The 15,618-nt window shown below is 73.3% G+C and carries 11 protein-coding genes; 7 read left to right on the forward strand and 4 right to left on the reverse strand.

Annotated elements, in window-relative coordinates; translation table 11 throughout:
- Positions 1-384: 384 nt before the first annotated feature.
- Entirely contained in the window at positions 385-1,446 is a 1,062-nt protein-coding gene (locus C4U44_RS37555) for an SGNH/GDSL hydrolase family protein (RefSeq protein ID WP_103890607.1), read from the reverse strand.
- Between the two features lie 252 nt (positions 1,447-1,698).
- Between C4U44_RS37555 and C4U44_RS37560 the strand changes: the two genes are divergently transcribed.
- A complete protein-coding gene (locus C4U44_RS37560; RefSeq protein WP_103890608.1) occupies positions 1,699-3,087 on the forward strand; it encodes a cystathionine beta-synthase in 1,389 nt (462 codons plus the stop codon).
- A 506-nt stretch (positions 3,088-3,593) separates the two neighbouring features.
- On the opposite strand, the gene C4U44_RS37565 is transcribed toward C4U44_RS37560, so the two are convergent.
- Positions 3,594-4,016, reverse strand: a complete 423-nt coding sequence (locus C4U44_RS37565; protein WP_103890609.1) for a hypothetical protein — start codon at positions 4,014-4,016, stop codon at positions 3,594-3,596.
- Between the two features lie 89 nt (positions 4,017-4,105).
- Here C4U44_RS37565 and C4U44_RS37570 point away from each other — a divergent pair, with 89 nt between their 5' ends.
- The 4 genes from C4U44_RS37570 to C4U44_RS37585 all read left to right on the forward strand — a co-directional run bounded on the left by C4U44_RS37570 (position 4,106) and on the right by C4U44_RS37585 (position 9,726).
- Positions 4,106-5,446: an AMP-binding protein gene (locus C4U44_RS37570; RefSeq protein WP_200823546.1), complete on the forward strand. Its 1,341-nt coding sequence runs from the start codon at positions 4,106-4,108 to the stop codon at positions 5,444-5,446.
- A 218-nt stretch (positions 5,447-5,664) separates the two neighbouring features.
- Positions 5,665-7,848, forward strand: coding sequence for an MMPL family transporter (locus C4U44_RS37575; protein ID WP_103890611.1), 2,184 nt, complete (start codon positions 5,665-5,667; stop codon positions 7,846-7,848).
- 307 nt (positions 7,849-8,155) lie between these two features.
- Entirely contained in the window at positions 8,156-8,689 is a 534-nt protein-coding gene (locus tag C4U44_RS37580; RefSeq protein ID WP_146088436.1) for a hypothetical protein, read from the forward strand.
- Between the two features lie 68 nt (positions 8,690-8,757).
- Complete coding sequence (locus tag C4U44_RS37585; RefSeq protein ID WP_103890613.1) at positions 8,758-9,726, forward strand: MurR/RpiR family transcriptional regulator; 969 nt, start codon at positions 8,758-8,760, stop codon at positions 9,724-9,726.
- Positions 9,727-9,765: 39 nt separating this feature from the next.
- Here C4U44_RS37585 and C4U44_RS37590 read toward each other — a convergent pair whose 3' ends face one another.
- Positions 9,766-11,385, reverse strand: a complete 1,620-nt coding sequence (locus tag C4U44_RS37590) for a COG1361 family protein (RefSeq protein WP_103890614.1) — start codon at positions 11,383-11,385, stop codon at positions 9,766-9,768.
- 212 nt (positions 11,386-11,597) lie between these two features.
- Here C4U44_RS37590 and C4U44_RS37595 point away from each other — a divergent pair, with 212 nt between their 5' ends.
- Complete coding sequence (locus tag C4U44_RS37595; protein WP_103890615.1) at positions 11,598-12,137, forward strand: hypothetical protein; 540 nt, start codon at positions 11,598-11,600, stop codon at positions 12,135-12,137.
- A gap of 306 nt (positions 12,138-12,443) precedes the next feature.
- Here C4U44_RS37595 and C4U44_RS37600 read toward each other — a convergent pair whose 3' ends face one another.
- Positions 12,444-13,766: a type III PLP-dependent enzyme domain-containing protein gene (locus C4U44_RS37600; protein ID WP_103890616.1), complete on the reverse strand. Its 1,323-nt coding sequence runs from the start codon at positions 13,764-13,766 to the stop codon at positions 12,444-12,446.
- Positions 13,767-13,877: 111 nt separating this feature from the next.
- On the opposite strand from C4U44_RS37600, the gene hutU reads away from it, so the two are divergent.
- Complete coding sequence (gene hutU, locus C4U44_RS37605; protein WP_103890617.1) at positions 13,878-15,542, forward strand: urocanate hydratase; 1,665 nt, start codon at positions 13,878-13,880, stop codon at positions 15,540-15,542.
- Positions 15,543-15,618: the final 76 nt, after the last annotated feature.

Here is a 15,618-nt window from a genome sequence, read left to right on the forward strand (position 1 = left end):
CGGGCCACCAGCCGTTATACACGGCGCTGAGCAGCGTGGATCGCCGGCCCGCCCGCTGCCGCACTCACTCCCGTAACACCCCGGACCCACGGACGGCCCAGGGATTCAGGGGGATTTGGGGCCCGGAGCCTGGGAAAGTCGGCCCGCTGGGCGGGAACTTCATGTGAAGAGTTTCACAAAGGTTCTGGCGTGCCCATGATCCGGACGGCCTGCCCGGCCCGCCCGGCGCGCTCACCAGGGGAGATCGCCTCCTCAACTGAGCGCGTCCGCATGCCCGCAGGAGGCCGCGGCGCCCCTGCGGAAGGGCCCGGCGGAGCTGTCCGTACTCCGCGCCGTACTCCGCGGGGAGCAGCCCTGCCCCTTGCCGGGCACGGCCGCCGGCGGTCACGCTCCGCGGCGGGCCGCGCCCTCCGGGGACGCGTCGCCCGGGTCCCCGCTGTCGTTCTGCGGGTGCTCCTGCTCCACCGGGCGCCGCCGGCGCCGCTTCATCAGCGCCCAGCGCCCGCGCGGCCCGGACGAGACGGCATGCGCGGCCGTCACCTCCGTACCGGCCTCCGACGCCGCCTCGGCCGCGGCCTCCGCGACCGGCAGGAAGCCCTCGCCGCGCCGCGCGTCCGGCCGCTCGTCGGCCTCCGGCCACAGCCCGAGCGTCGCGCACAGCGTGGGCAGGATCGCCATCGCCGCGGTCGCGTACCCCTCGGCCGAGGGATGGAAGTTGTCCGGGCCGAACAGCTCGCGCGGCCGGGCCTCGAACTCCGGGCCCAGCAGGTCGCCCAGCGAGACCGTCCGTCCGCCCAGGCCCACCACCGCGATGGTCTGCGCCGCCGCGAGCTGCCGGCTCGCCCGCCGGGCCAGCCAGCGCAGCGGCTGGTAGACCGGCTCCACCGACCCCAGGTCCGGGCAGGTGCCGACCACCACCTCGGCGCCGGTGTCGCGCAGCCGCCGCACCGCGTCCGACAGCAGCCGCACCGAGGCCGCCAGCGGCATCCGGCGGGTCACGTCGTTGGCGCCGATGATGACCACGGCCACGTCCGGCAGCGGCAGCGAGGAGTCCAGCAGCAGCGACACCTGCCGGTCCAGGTCGTCGGACTTCGCCCCGGGCAGCGCCACGTTCTCCAGCTTCACCGGGCGCTCGGCCACCGCCGCCAGCCCCGAGGCGAGCAGCGCGCCCGGCGTCTCCCGGGCCCGCCGCACCCCCAGGCCCGCCGCGATGGAATCACCCAGGAAGACCAGCCGCAGCGCGGCCTCGTCGGTGCGGTGCGCGAACGCCGACCCGTAGCGCCCGTCCGCCCGGGGCGGCACGCCGTCCGATCCGCCGACCATGCGCTTCGCCAGCCGGGCCTCCGTCAGCAGGACCCCCACCGCGGCCCCTCCCAGCAGGCTGATCCCGCCGCCGCCGAACGCCGCGGCGGTCGCGATCCGCCGTGCCACCCTCGCCCTGGACATCGAGTCGGCCCCTTTCTGGCTGTCTGGCTGTCTGGCCGTTTGACGCTCTGGTTCTCCGGAATGTCGGGACACCGCCCAGTGCCCCGCACCCACGGTCTCCCGCCGGCTGCCGATACCGTGCACCGACCCGCCGCGCCGCGCACCACGCGAGACACCACTACCCAGGTGAACGCCGATCGCAGCGTCCGCGTTTCGGCAGGCCCTAACCTGGGTGGGCTGGTGCCACCATCACGGAGAACCCGGAGACACACGGTGCAGTTTCACGACTCGATGATCAGCCTCGTCGGCAACACCCCGCTGGTGAGGCTCAACAGCGTGACCGCAGGAATCAAGGCGACCGTCCTCGCGAAGGTCGAGTACTTCAACCCCGGAGGCTCGGTCAAGGACCGCATCGCCCTGCGGATGATCGAGGCAGCCGAGGAGAGCGGCCAGCTGCGCCCCGGCGGCACCATCGTGGAGCCCACCTCCGGCAACACCGGTGTCGGCCTGGCGATGGTCGCCCAGCGCAAGGGCTACCACTGCATCTTCGTCTGCCCGGACAAGGTCTCGACGGACAAGATCAACGTCATGCGGGCCTACGGTGCCGAGGTCGTGGTCTGCCCGACCGCCGTCGACCCCAGCCACCCCGACTCGTACTACAACGTGTCCGACCGGCTGGTGCGCGAGACGCCCAACGCCTGGAAGCCGGACCAGTACAGCAACCCGAACAACCCGCTGTCGCACTACCACTCCACCGGTCCCGAGCTGTGGAAGCAGACCGACGGGCGGATCACCCACTTCGTGGCCGGCGTCGGCACCGGCGGCACCATCTCCGGCACCGGGCGGTACCTCAAGGACGCCAGCGAGGGCCGGGTCCGGGTGATCGGCGCCGACCCCGAGGGCTCCGTCTACAGCGGTGGCTCCGGGCGCCCGTACCTGGTCGAGGGGGTCGGCGAGGACTTCTGGCCGACCGCCTACGACCGCGAGGTGGCCGACGAGATCGTGGCCGTCTCCGACAAGGACTCCTTCCAGATGACCCGCCGGCTCGCCCGCGAGGAGGGCCTGCTCGTCGGCGGCTCCTGCGGCATGGCGGTCGTCGCCGCGCTGGAGGTGGCGTCCCGGCTCGGCCCGGACGACGTGGTCGTGGTCCTGCTGCCCGACAGCGGCCGCGGCTACCTGTCGAAGATCTTCAGCGACGAGTGGATGAGCTCGCACGGCTTCCTCGACGAGAACGAGGGCGAGCCCCGGGTCGTCGACGTGCTCGCGCACAAGGACGGCGGCCTGCCCAACCTGGTCCACATGCACCCCGACGAGACCGTCGGCCAGGCCATCGAGGTGCTGCGCGAGTACGGCGTCTCGCAGATGCCCGTGGTCAAGCCCGGCGCCGGGCACCCCGACGTCATGGCGGCCGAGGTGATCGGCTCGGTGGTCGAACGCGAGTTGCTGCACGCGCTGTTCAGCAAGCGCGCGAACCTCGACGACCCGCTCGACAAGCACCTGTGCCCCCCGCTGCCGCAGGTCGGCTCGGGCGAGCCGGTCGGCGACCTGATGACGGTGCTGGAGAACGCGGACGCGGCGATCGTGCTGGTGGAGGGGAAGCCGACCAACGTCGTGAGCAGGCAGGACCTGCTCGCCTTCCTCGCCGGGCACGCCGGCGCCTGAGCCGTCCCCGGGCCCTCCCGAGGGCGGGCTCGGGAGGTCGCGGCGGGTTCCGCGAACTGGTACACCCGCGACACGTCCGCGCAGCACGCGCTTAACACGGGTCCGGCAGATTGGGTCACGTCGAAAGCGCGGCCGGTTCACCGGCCGCACCGGCACCCGAGTGGCGCCAAGGCTTCCGGAGCGGCTCCCGGACTCCATGGTGACCCTGGACGCGTACGGCCCGGCCCTGACCCGGCCCGCGTCCCGGCGAGGACCGCCGTCGTCCCGCCCCCCGGCAGCGATGCCCGGGGGTGCGGCGGTCCTCGCCCCCTTTTTTTGAGGCTCTCTCGTCTCCGGGCTCCCCCAGGGCTCCCCAAGGGCTTCGCCTGGGAGGTACCCCCACCTTTCGACACCGGCGCGCCCTTTGGCTCGCTCGCGACCCGGGGGGAGGGTGCCCTCCGGCTACTCCGGGGGGAGGTGGAGGGCAGGCTCGGAGGAGCTGGGGGCGGGCCGGGGCTGAGGCGGGGTCAGGACCAGTCGTCCTTGTCGGGGTGGCGGTCGCGGGGGGAGAGGAAACTGCCCAGGCCCTGGGCGAGGTTGACGCCGACGATGCCGGCCCAGGTGATGAGGAGCCCCGCGGTGCCCCCGTTCACCGCGCCGATCGCGGAGAGCGGGATCGCGGCGATCAGCGTGAAGCCGGCGAAGCCGTAGCGCGCGAAGCGGGGATTGCTCTGCGGCGGCCCGATCGGGCGCCGGTCGGCGCGGGCGGACGACGTCTGCTGCTGGGCCAACTCGCGGCGTACCCGCTGCTCGACGCGGCTGTCCAGCCGGTCGGTCACTTTTTCCATGAACGAGTCGACCAGTTCCGACTCGTACTCCTCGCCCAGGGCCTTGCGCGCCTCAAGGGTGGCGGAGAGTTCTTTCCTGAGTTCCGGGTCGCGGGCATCCATAAGGGAAACCGTAAGAGGCAGGGCGGCTGGGCGACACTGGGGCTAGCCCCCGGTTTTCCCGGGGGCGGACCGTCCCGTAGGAGGATTCCATGTCAACGGTGCCGCTGCTCACTGCTCTGCACGGCGGGCCGGACCGTCCGGACGCGCTGCGGGTGGACGGCAAGGCGTGCGGCTACGAGGAGCTGCTCGGCGCGGCGGGCGCGGTGGCCCGCCGGGTGGCGGGGATGCCGGCCTTCGCGGTGGAGGCCGACGCGTCGCTGGAGACGGTCGCGGCGGTGGTCGGCGGGCTGCTGGCCGGGGTGCCGGTGGTGCCGCTGGCGCCGGACGCGGGTGCGGACGAACGCGCCCACGTGCTGCGGGACTCCGGCGCGGAACTGGTGGCCGTCGACTTCGCGGAGCGGGCCGACGTCGCGGAGCGGACCGACCAGGCGCCGGAGCGGCCCGCGCTGGTCCTCTACACCTCGGGGACGACCGGCCCGCCCAAGGGCGTCATGGTCTCGCGGGACGCCATCGCCGCCGACCTCGACGCCTTGGCGCAGGCCTGGCAGTGGACGGCCGACGACACCCTGGTGCACGGCCTGCCGCTGTTCCACGTGCACGGCCTGGTGCTCGGCGTGCTCGGCGCGCTCCGCGTCGGCAGCCGCCTGGTGCACACCGGCCGTCCCACCCCGGCGGCGTACGCGGCGGCCGGCGGCAGCCTCTACTTCGGGGTGCCCACCGTGTGGCACCGGGTGGCGCGCGACGAGGCGGCCGCCCGCGCGCTGTCCGGCGCGCGACTGCTGGTCTCCGGCAGCGCACCGCTGCCCGCGCCGGTCTTCACCGCCCTGGCAGGCCTGACCGGGCACGAGCCGGTCGAGCGCTACGGCATGACAGAGACGCTGATCACCGTCAGCGCCCGGGCGGACGGGCCGCGCCGCCCGGGCGCGGTCGGCACCCCGCTGCCCGGGATCGCCACCAGGATCGCGGAGTCCGCGGACGGCATCGGGGAACTCCAGCTCACCGGTCCCACCCTCTTCGACGGGTACCTCGGCCGCCCGGAGGCCACCGCGGCGTCGTACACCGAGGACGGCTGGTTCCGCACCGGCGACATCGCGTCCGTCGAGGAGGACGGCACGCACCGGATCGTCGGGCGCGCGTCCACCGACCTGATCAAGTCCGGCGGCTACCGGGTCGGCGCGGGCGAGGTGGAGAACGCGCTGCTGGCCCATCCGGCGGTACGCGAGGCGGCGGTGGTCGGCGCGCCGCACACCGACCTGGGGCAGGAGATCGTCGCCTACGTGGTCGCCGACGGGGTGAGCGCGACCGAACTCACCGACTTCGTCTCCGCCCGGCTGTCCGTGCACAAGCGCCCACGGCGGGTCCGATTCCTGGCCGAACTACCGCGCAATGCCATGGGGAAGCCGCAAAAGCGGTTGCTGCCCCCGATGTGACCGGGGTACAGATGCCTGGTCCTCCCGCCGTCGGGGCCGGCCTGCGGGACGCCCCGGGGGCGGAGCTTGCCGCTAGCCGGACGGCAAGTAAGATCTGTCTCACAACCCACCCATACGAAAACCTCCGGGCGACGTCTTGCGCGTCGCCCGGGTCGCCGATACCCGGGTACCGCTCCAAAGGGTGGCGGTGATACGTCCTGCCATGGAGGCAGCACCGCATGTTCCACCGCATCGGACGCGCCGTCGTCCGCCATCCCGTATGGACGATCGTCGCGTGGCTCGTCGCAGCCATCGCGATCGTCGCCACCGCGCCGAGCCTGCCGTCCAACAGCGACGAGAGCAGCTTCCTGCCGAGCAGCTACCAGTCGATCAAGGCGCTGGACCTGCAGGAGAAGGCGTTCCCGTCGGCGTTCACGCCGTCGGCGATCGTCCTCTACCAGCGGACCGACAACGCGCCGCTGACCGCTGCCGACAAGGCGGACATCAGCCGGATCACCACGGCCCTGGGCAACAAGCACATCGACCAGGTGCAGAAGGTCATCACGGGTTCGGAGTCCGGCGACCACAAGTACAAGACCGCGCTGGTCCAGATGGACAAGAAGTCCGACGGGCAGCCCAAGCAGGCCGACGCGGCCAAGGCGCTGCGCGCGGACTCCGCCGACCTCGCCAAGGGCACCCAGCTGAAGGTCCTGGTCGGCGGTCAGGCCGCGCAGAACCTCGACCAGCAGGACGCGGGCAACTCCTCGGACGCCGTCGCCCTGGTCGGCTCACTGCTCATCATCATCATCACGCTGCTGATCATCTTCAGGTCCCCACTGATTGCGATCATGCCGCTGGTCATCCTGATGGGCCTGGTGTTCACCACCTCCAACGGCCTGATCTCCTACGCCACCAAGCTCTTCGGCCTCCAGGCCAACAGCTCCATCTCGGCGCTGCTGATCGTGGTGGTGCTGGGTGTCGGCACGGACTACTTCCTGTTCCTCATGTTCCGCTACCGAGAACGGCTGCGGCTGGGTGACGACCCCAAGGAAGCGATGGTCAACAGCGTCACCCGGGTCGGCGAGGCCATCGCCTCGGCGGCCGGCGCGGTGATCATCTCCTTCCTGGCGCTGTCCCTGTCGACCCTGGGCTTCCTCACCCAGCTCGGCCCGGCGCTCGCCATCCTGGTCGCGGTCACCCTGATCGCGGGTCTGACCCTCTTCCCGGCGATCTGCTCGCTGATCCCGCCGAGGGCGCTGTTCTGGCCCGGCAAGAAGTGGGGCCAGGAGCCGACCGGTACCCGCTTCACCTCGATCGGCCGGATGGTCGGCGGCAAGTCCGGGTGGGTCGCGATCGTCTCCGGCCTGGTGATGGTGCTGCTGGCGCTCGGCACTCTCGGCTACAAGGCCGACTACGACCTCGCCTCCGGGTCCATCCCCAAGACCAAGGAGTCGATGGTCGTCCAGGACACCATGAAGAAGGCGTTCTCCGCCGGTGCGGCCGACCCGACCTCCGTCTTCCTCACCCGGACCGACCACAAGCCGCTGACCGGTGTGGACTTCACCGCGTACAAGGACAAGCTGGCGCAGGCCGACGGCGTCGCCAGCGCGACCTTCGACCAGAAGACCGGGCTGAGCAAGGACCGGACCACGGCCCTGTTCAACCTGACGCTGAAGTACTCCGGCGCCAGCGACAAGGCCATCTCGGCCGTCGGCGACGTCCGGACGACCGCCAAGGACAACGCTCCGCCCGGAACCGAGGCGGTGGTCGGCGGCACGTCCTCGATCTACCGGGACATCAACGCGGCCGTGAACCACGACTACCGCACGGTCTTCCCGGTGGCCGCGATCCTGATCATGGTGATCCTGGGGCTCCTGCTGCGCAGTATCGTGGCGCCCTGGTACCTGATCGCCTCGGTGGCCCTCGGGTTCGGCGCGACGCTCGGCGCCACGGTGCTGATCTTCGGCCGCGGCGACGGGTTGATCTTCCTGCTGCCGATCATCATGTACCTGTTCGTGGTGGCGATCGGAACGGACTACAACATCCTGATGATCGCCCGGCTCCGGGAGGAGGCCCGCGAGGGCCGGGAGCCACGCGAGGCCGCCGCGGAGGCGCTGCGGCACGCCGGTCCCACGATCGCCTCGGCCGGTTTCATCCTGGCCGCGACCTTCGCGACCCTGATGCTGTCGGGGAACTCCTTCCTCACCGAGATGGGCTTCGCGATCGCCTTCGGCATCGTGGTCGCCGCGTTCGTGATGGCGATGTTCTTCACGCCGAGCCTCACCGCGCTGATCGGGCACGCCGCCTGGTGGCCGGGGCACGCGGACCGCGGTGCCGGCCCGCAGGGCGGCGTGGTCGCCGCGGGCGGCGGCACGGACCCGTACGGTGCGCCGGAACTGGACGAGAGCGGACGGCGGCGCTAGCCGGCCGGGAGTTGTCCACAGGGGCCGGACAGGCGGGGAACCGCCTGTCCGGCCCTTCGGCTACGCTGGCAGAGCGGTGGGTGATTGCGGAGAGTGACCGGTTCGGGGCGGTCCGCTGCGGGCGGTGCGTGCCCACCGGGTGCGGCCGCCTGGTGTGGCCGGTCCGCGGTTCCCGGGACCGGGGCGCCGGGGGTTCCCGGAGTGGGGACGTGCTGTCCGCGAGGCCGTGGCGACGTGGCGGTCGGGCCCGCCGGGGGACGGAGTGATCGAGTCCATCGAGGGCGTGGAGGATCCGGGGGAGGCGGAGATGGGGGAAGCGATCCGTGCCGTGGACGGCGGCTCGGCGGGGGAGCACGACCGGGAGTGGCGAGCGGGTCCACCGCCGCCGTGGCCGGAGCCGCCCGAGTGGGAGCTGCCGTCGGCGCGTTGGCGGCGGCAGGTGCTGGCGGCGCCGGGACTCGCGCTGCTCGGCGTGGCGATGCTGGTGGCCGAGGTGATGCTGGACAACCGGCAGGGCCGGCGGGCGGCGGCGCTGTGCCACCGGTTGCCGGTGCCGTGGACGCAGTTCGCGGCGGCTTACGCGGCGCTGCTGTGCGGGGTGGCCGGATCGGTGCTGTGCGTGCTGCTCTTCCGGGCGGCGTCCCGGGTGGGCGCGCGCGGCGCCGAGACCTGGCAGGGCACCCTCGCGCTGTGCATATGCGTTGCCAACGTGCTGGCGCTGCTCGTCGAGGCGGTCGCGGTCCACGGGGTGCACGCCGAGGCCGGTGATCCGTACTGGCAGTGCTCGGGAGCACCCGCGCTTGCCGGACTGCATATGCTCATGCAGAGTCATGTCCTGTGAATAGGCCGGTCGACCGGGCCGCCCGCGCGCGGACCTCGCCGAGCGGTTCGGACCAGGGACGGACGGGCATGGGCAGTGCTGACGGGGCGGACGCCGCGGGTCGCGCGAGCGATGCGGACGGAGCGGGCGGCACGCCTGCCGAGGTGGGCGGCGCGTCTGCCGATGGCGGCGGGCAGGCACCCGGCGGTGGTGCGGGGACGGCCGGGAGCGGCGGGTCCGCGCGGCTGCTGAAACTCTTCGAGGCGCACCGGCTGACGCCGACCCAGCGACGCATCGCCCACTGCCTGGTGCGCAAGGCGGACGAGGCGGCGTTCCTGTCGAGCGTCGAGGTGGCCGAGCTGGCGGGCGTCAGCCAGCCGTCCGTGACCCGGTTCGCGGTCGCCCTCGGCTTCGACGGCTACCCGGCCCTGCGCAGGCACCTGCGCGAGGTGGCACCGGCAGCCGACCAGGTCGGCGCGACCGCGTACAACGAGTACCAGCAGGCAGTGCAGGCCGAGATCGAGAACCTGCGGCACCTGGCCGAGCTGCTGGCCGACCCGGCGCCCGTGGCCAGGGCCGGGGCCCTGCTCGCCGGTTCGCGTCCGCTGCCGGTGCTGGGACTGCGGGCCGCGGGTGCCCAGGCGCGCGGGTTCGCGTACTTCGCCGCGAAGGTGCACCCGGACGTGCGGCTGCTGGACGAGGGCGGCACCATGCTCGCCGACCGGATCGACGCGGCGGTGCGGGCGGGCGCGAGCGCGCTGCTGTGCTTCGCGCTGCCCCGGCACCCCCGGGAGGTGGCCGACGCGCTCGGGTACGCGCGGGCGGCCGGGCTCACCGTGGTCACCGTCGCGGACAGCGCGTTCGCGCCGGTGGCCGCGCACAGTGACCTGCTGCTGCCCGCGGCCGTCGGCACGGGTCTTGCCTTCGACACGGCGTGCGCGCCGATGCTGCTGGGCCGGGTGCTGCTGGAGTCGATGTGCGACGACCTGCCGGACGCACAGGCGCGGTTGGAGGAGTTCGACGCGCGTGCCGCGGCCCGCGGGGTGTTCATGGAGTGATCCCCGCGGGCCCTGCGGGGGCGCCGGTCGCCGGTGTGGTCAGTTGCCGGTGCGGCGGGTTCGGCGGCTGCGGGCGAGGGCGAAGGCGGCGCCGCCGAAGGCGAGGGCGGCGGCACCGGTCCAGGTGAGGATCCAGGTGCCGGTGTTGCCCGTCGTGGCGAGGGAGCCGTCGCCGCCGGTGGCGTGCGCGTCCGTGCCGGGCGTGTGGCCGGTGCCGGCCTGGGCGCTCGGCCGGTTGCCGCCGGAGCCGTCCCCCACGCCCGCGCCGCCGGCCGACGGCGACGGGGTGGGCGTGGTCGCGCCGCCCTGCACGTGCACGGTGAGCGGCGCGGTGTCGTTCGCGTGGTCGGGGTCGAAGGGCAGCCCGAGGTCGTAGACGGTGGTGGCCTTCACCGATCCGGTGGCGAGGGCGGGCGCGCCGGCGTCGATCCGCAGCGTGAACGGCAGCCGCACCACCTGGTTCGCCTCGAACGGGCGCTGGACCGCGCAGATGTAGCGGGGCGCGCCGAGGGCGGGCCGGCCCGGGCCGTCCGTCGCCCAGGGGTTGCACGCGCCGGGCACCTTCACCGCGGTGGTGCCGTGCGGAATGTCGACCATCACGCCGAGCTGGTTGTCGCTGGTCTCGACATCGACGGTGGCGGGGCCGTCGCTGCGCATCGAGGCGGTGACCACCACCCGGTCACCGGGCCTGCCCCGGGCGGTGTCTCCGCCCGCCGCGAGGTCGGCGGTGTTGTCGGTGTCGACCGTCCAGTCCGCGGAGTCCTCGCCGCCGGTGGGAGCGGCGCCGTCCGGGACGAGCGAGAGCACCGGGCCGCTGCCGTCGCCGGTCGGCGCACTTCCGGAACCGGGGACGGCCGTGTACCGGACCAGGTCCCACAGCGCCCGGGGGGTGACGTCGATGCCGATCCGGCCGGACAGCCGGTACTTCCCGCCCGGCTGGACGATGGTGGCGATGTGGCACAACGCGTCGTCGGTCAGGGAGGGATAGCCGTTGTCGATGGTCTGCCGGCTGTAGACGCAGTTGGAGAAGTGCTGCGCGAATCCGAGCCCTTCGGTGGTGGTCAGCCGCAGATCGACACCGTCGGAGGGCAGTTGGCCGGTGTTCGCGACGGTGACGCCCGCGTCCAGGGTGCTGCCGGGCGTGGCGTGGCCGACGGGCGGCAGGTCGTTGACCACCAGCCCGACCCTGCCGACGGTCACCTTCACCGTGACCGGGGTGAGCGCGGCGCCCTGCGCGGTACCGGACAGCACGGCCGTGCCCGTGGTGCCGAGCGGGACGCCCGCCTTGGCGTTGAGTTCGACCAGGCCGCCGGTGCCGCCGACGCCCAAGGCGGCGGTCTTCCACTCGCAGACGTCGTTCCGGCACTGCCCGCCGTCGTCGGCGAAGGAGCTGATCCCGGAGACGTCGAGGGTGACGTCGACGTCCGTGACGGCGGTGCCGTCGCCAGGGGCGGCCAGGCTCCAGCTGATCTGGGGCGGGTCGTCCGGGGTGGCCGGCTGCGGCAGGCCCACGTCGGTGCTGACCGCGACGAGCGGGAGCGTGGGCTGCGTGGCGGCGCGCGCGGACGGCTCGACCGCGACGGCGCCGAGCAGCGCGACCGCGCAGGCGGTGAGCGCGGCGGCCGGGCGGCGCCGGGTGAGGAGCGTGCGGAGCGGCATCACGGGATCTTCCCCCAAGTCCCTTGGACGCGACGGCGAACACCTGCTGCGACGGCCGGCGTCGGTAAATGGTTGCGTGGAAAAGCGGACCGATCGGGTTTTCGGTTTAACGAAAATCTGAGAAAGGCGCAGTAATCTCCCTCCCCAGCGCGTGGCCAACGGCGCCGTACCACCGGGACGGCGGGCCGCGACGACGACGGAGGGAGCGCGACGTGGTGCGCGGGGCCTACACATTGGCGCGGGTGGCGGTGACGGTGCGCGTGGCGGCGGCCTGGCTGTGGTGGCTGGGCGTGATCGCCGCGATTCCGGGGACCGCGGTGACGTTCAGCCCGACTGGCCGGCGGATCGGCGTGATGGCGGGCGTCGTGCTCTTCCTGCTGGCCGCGGTGATCGCCTCCCTCGTCCGCGGTGGCCGCCACGGCGAACGGGCCAAGGGCGCCTCCCGCGCCGCGAAGTCCGTGTTCCTCCAGGACCGCAAGGTGACCGCCCGGGCCTGGGTGCGTCGCCGCCGCTGGTGGCTGGTGGCCGCCTTCGTGGTCGCCGCCGCCGCGAATGCGGTCCTGCCCTGTGCGGCGGGGATGCTGCTGGGCGGGGTCGGCGCGGGCCTGTGGGTACGCTCCCGCCGCGTGGCCCGCCTCGAACGCTCCCGCGACGCCCTCCTCTGGGTCCGCCCCGACGGGGATCCCGCGCTGTATCAGCTCACTGGGACGGCCGCCGGTGATGCGGCCCCCGGCGGTGGGCGCCGCCGCTGAGGGTGCGCCCGGGGTGCCCTGGACCCTCCAGGGTGCCCGGTCCTGCCGGTTGAGGGACCACCTGCCGGTGGTGGGTTGGGGGTGCCTCCCAGGCGGAGCTCTGGGGGAGCGCAGTTCCCCGCGCCCCTTGGTTGGCGCGGCTCCCTCCGCGAAAAGAGGGTCACCAACCAGGGGGCGCGTGGGGGCACTCCCCCTGGCTTCGCCGGGGGCACCCCCACCCAGCCGCCAGGCTGGGGGAGAACTGCGCGGGCAACCACGGCCGGACCGCAAGGTCCCGTCACCGGCGGACCGGGGCAGCCGGGTGGGTCAGGCGGGCCCCAACGGGGGGAACCCCGCACCGCTCTCCGCGAGGAGCTCCTCCTGGGTCTGGGCCGCCCGCACGGGCGAGAAGTCGACGGCGCCGTCCGGGTGGACGCGGTAGCCGTACACCGCGGGCCGCGGCAGCGAGTTGTACGCGAAGTGGTTGGAGAAGTAGTACGCCCCGGTGTCGAGCAGCGCCACGTGATCCCCGGGCTCGAGCAGCGGCAGCGAACGCCCCTTGGCCACGAGGTCCCCGGCGAAGCAGCACGGTCCGGCCACATCCTGGACCACCGGCTCGCCGCCCTTCTCCACCCCCTTGGCATCCAGCGCGAGCACCCGGATCGGCCACGCCTCGGGCACGAACACCGTGCGGGTGGCGACCTGGGCGCCGGCGTGGGTGACCGCGATCGGCCGCCCGCCCGCGGACTTCGCGTACTCCACTCGCGCCAGCACGGTCCCGCTCTTGGCGAGCAGCGAGCGGCCGAACTCCGTGACGATGCCGTAGCGGCCGTCGAAGAGCCCGGGGATCTCGCTGCGCAGCAGGTCGGCGTAGTCGGCGAAGGACGGCATCGCCTCGTCGGAGCCGAAGTTCACCGGCAGGCCGCCGCCGATGTCGAGGGCGTCGACCTGCTGCCGTCCGGCGGCCGCGTTGATCCGCTCGGCCAGCTCGTAGGCGGCCCGCACCCCCTCGACCATGAGCGCCAGCGGCACCCCCTGCGAACCGGTGTGCGTGTGCAGCCGGTTGAGCCACGGCCGGCGCGCATACGCCTCCAGGACCCAGTCCAGCGCGCCCTCGTCGCGCAGCGCCACGCCGAACTTCGAGCTGGCCGTGGCGGTGCTCATCGCCCCGATACTGCCGCCGCCGACCTGGGGGTTGATCCGCAGGCCGACGGGCGCGGTGGAGGGCGCGGCCTCGCGCAGGGCGTCGATCCGGGCCAGCTCCTGCGGGTTGTCCGCGTTGACCGCGATGCCGAGCGCGAGCGCCTCGCGCAGTTCGGCGACGGTCTTGGCGGGGGAGTCCAGCACGATCCGTTCCGCGGGGATGCCGGCCGCGCGGGCCAGCGCGAGTTCGCCGGGACTGGCCACCTCCGCGCCGAGCCCGCAGGCGTTGAGCAATCCGAGCACCGGGACGAGGGAGGCAGCCTTTACGGCGAAGGTGTGCGTGATGCTCACCCCGGGGGTGGCGAACGCGTCGCGCAGGGCCGTCGCCGAGGCGGCGATGCCCGCGACGTCCAGCAGCCCGACCACGGGTTCGGCCTCGCCGGCCAGCCCCCGCTCCACCGCGGCACGCAGTGCGTGCCCCCGCCGTATCCCCAGCTCATCCGTCATGTCTGCCATCCCACCATCCCGCCCGGCGGGACTTCCACCCGGGTCCTGTTGACTAGGGCTATTCAGCGGGCAAGGATGTGAATATTTCGCCACCACGAGGAGGCTTGCCCGATGTCCGGACCGAGGCCGGTACGCGCACCGCGCGGCACGGAACTGAGCGCCCAGGGTTGGCAGCAGGAGGCCGCGCTGCGGATGCTCCAGAACAACCTGGACCCCGAAGTCGCCGAGCACCCCGACCAGCTCGTCGTCTACGGCGGCACCGGCCGGGCCGCCCGGGACTGGAACTCCTTCGACGCCATGGTGCGCACCCTGCGCGGCCTCAAGCAGGACGAGACCATGCTCGTCCAGTCAGGCCGCCCGGTCGGCGTCATGCAGACCCACGAGTGGGCGCCGCGGGTGCTGATCGCCAACTCCAACCTCGTCGGCGACTGGGCCACCTGGGAGGAGTTCCGCCGCCTGGAGGCGCTCGGCCTGACCATGTACGGGCAGATGACCGCCGGCTCCTGGATCTACATCGGTACCCAGGGCATCCTGCAGGGCACCTACGAGACCTTCGCCGCCGTCGCCGAGAAGCGCTTCGGCGGCACCCTGGCCGGCACGATCACCCTCACCGCCGGGCTCGGCGGCATGGGCGGCGCCCAGCCGCTGGCCGTGACCATGAACGGCGGCGTGGTGATCTGCGTCGACTGCGACCCGCGCGCCATCGACCGCCGGATCGAGCACCGCTACCTCGACGTACGCGCCGACTCCCTCGACCATGCGCTCCGGCTGGCCACCGAGGCCCGCGACGCCCGCCGCCCGCTGTCCATCGGCGTCCTCGGCAACGCCGCCGAGGCCGTCCCGCAGCTGCTCGCGATGGGCGCGCCGATCGACGTCGTCACCGACCAGACCTCCGCGCACGACCCGCTCGCCTACCTGCCGCTCGGCATGGACTTCGACGACATGGCCCGCTACGCGGCCGAGAAGCCGGCCGACTTCACCCTGCGGGCCCGCGAGTCCATGGCCCGGCACGTGGCGGCCATGGTCGGCTTCCAGGACGCCGGCGCCGAGGTCTTCGACTACGGCAACTCCATCCGCGGCGAGGCCCAACTCGCCGGCTACGAGCGAGCCTTCGCCTTCCCGGGCTTCGTGCCCGCCTACATCCGCCCGCTGTTCTGCGAGGGCAAGGGCCCCTTCCGCTGGGCCGCGCTGTCCGGCGACCCCGCCGACATCCACCACACCGACCGGGCGATCCTCGACCTCTTCCCGGAGAACGAGTCGCTGGCCCGCTGGATCAAGCTGGCCGGCGAGCGCGTCCACTTCCAGGGACTGCCCGCCCGCATCTGCTGGCTCGGCCACGGCGAGCGGGACCGCGCCGGCGAGCGCTTCAACGAGATGGTCGCCGACGGCACCCTCAAGGCGCCGGTCGTGATCGGCCGCGACCACCTGGACGCCGGCTCGGTCGCCTCCCCCTACCGGGAGACCGAGGGCATGCTCGACGGCTCCGACGCCATCGCGGACTGGCCGCTGCTCAACGCCATGGTCAACGTCGCCTCCGGCGCGTCCTGGGTCTCCATCCACCACGGCGGCGGCGTCGGGATCGGCCGCAGCATCCACGCCGGGCAGGTCACCGTCGCCGACGGCACCCCGCTCGCCGCCGAGAAGATCCGGCGCGTGCTCACCAACGACCCCGGCATGGGCGTCATCCGCCACGTGGACGCCGGCTACGACCGCGCGAAAGAGGTCGCGGCCGAGCGGGGCGTGCGGGTGCCGATGCGGGAGGACCAGCCGCGGTGAACGCGCGCAGCGAAGCGGGCGGCGGGTACTCCCGCGCCCGGCAGGCCCCCGCCCCGCCGCCCGGGTCCGGCGGCTC

Origin of the sequence: Actinacidiphila yanglinensis, assembly GCF_900107965.1 — a bacterium.
Taxonomy (GTDB): domain Bacteria; phylum Actinomycetota; class Actinomycetes; order Streptomycetales; family Streptomycetaceae; genus Actinacidiphila; species Actinacidiphila yanglinensis.

Coding starts and splice junctions, on each gene's coding strand:
- hutU (WP_103890617.1), top strand. CDS start 13,878: ATGTCCGGACCGAGGCCGGTACGCGCACCGCGCGGCACGGAACTGAGC.
- C4U44_RS37585 (WP_103890613.1), top strand. CDS start 8,758: ATGGGCAGTGCTGACGGGGCGGACGCCGCGGGTCGCGCGAGCGATGCG.
- C4U44_RS37590 (WP_103890614.1), bottom strand. CDS start 11,385: ATGCCGCTCCGCACGCTCCTCACCCGGCGCCGCCCGGCCGCCGCGCTC.
- C4U44_RS37600 (WP_103890616.1), bottom strand. CDS start 13,766: ATGACGGATGAGCTGGGGATACGGCGGGGGCACGCACTGCGTGCCGCG.
- C4U44_RS37580 (WP_146088436.1), top strand. CDS start 8,156: ATGGGGGAAGCGATCCGTGCCGTGGACGGCGGCTCGGCGGGGGAGCAC.
- C4U44_RS37570 (WP_200823546.1), top strand. CDS start 4,106: ATGTCAACGGTGCCGCTGCTCACTGCTCTGCACGGCGGGCCGGACCGT.
- C4U44_RS37555 (WP_103890607.1), bottom strand. CDS start 1,446: ATGTCCAGGGCGAGGGTGGCACGGCGGATCGCGACCGCCGCGGCGTTC.
- C4U44_RS37565 (WP_103890609.1), bottom strand. CDS start 4,016: ATGGATGCCCGCGACCCGGAACTCAGGAAAGAACTCTCCGCCACCCTT.
- C4U44_RS37575 (WP_103890611.1), top strand. CDS start 5,665: ATGTTCCACCGCATCGGACGCGCCGTCGTCCGCCATCCCGTATGGACG.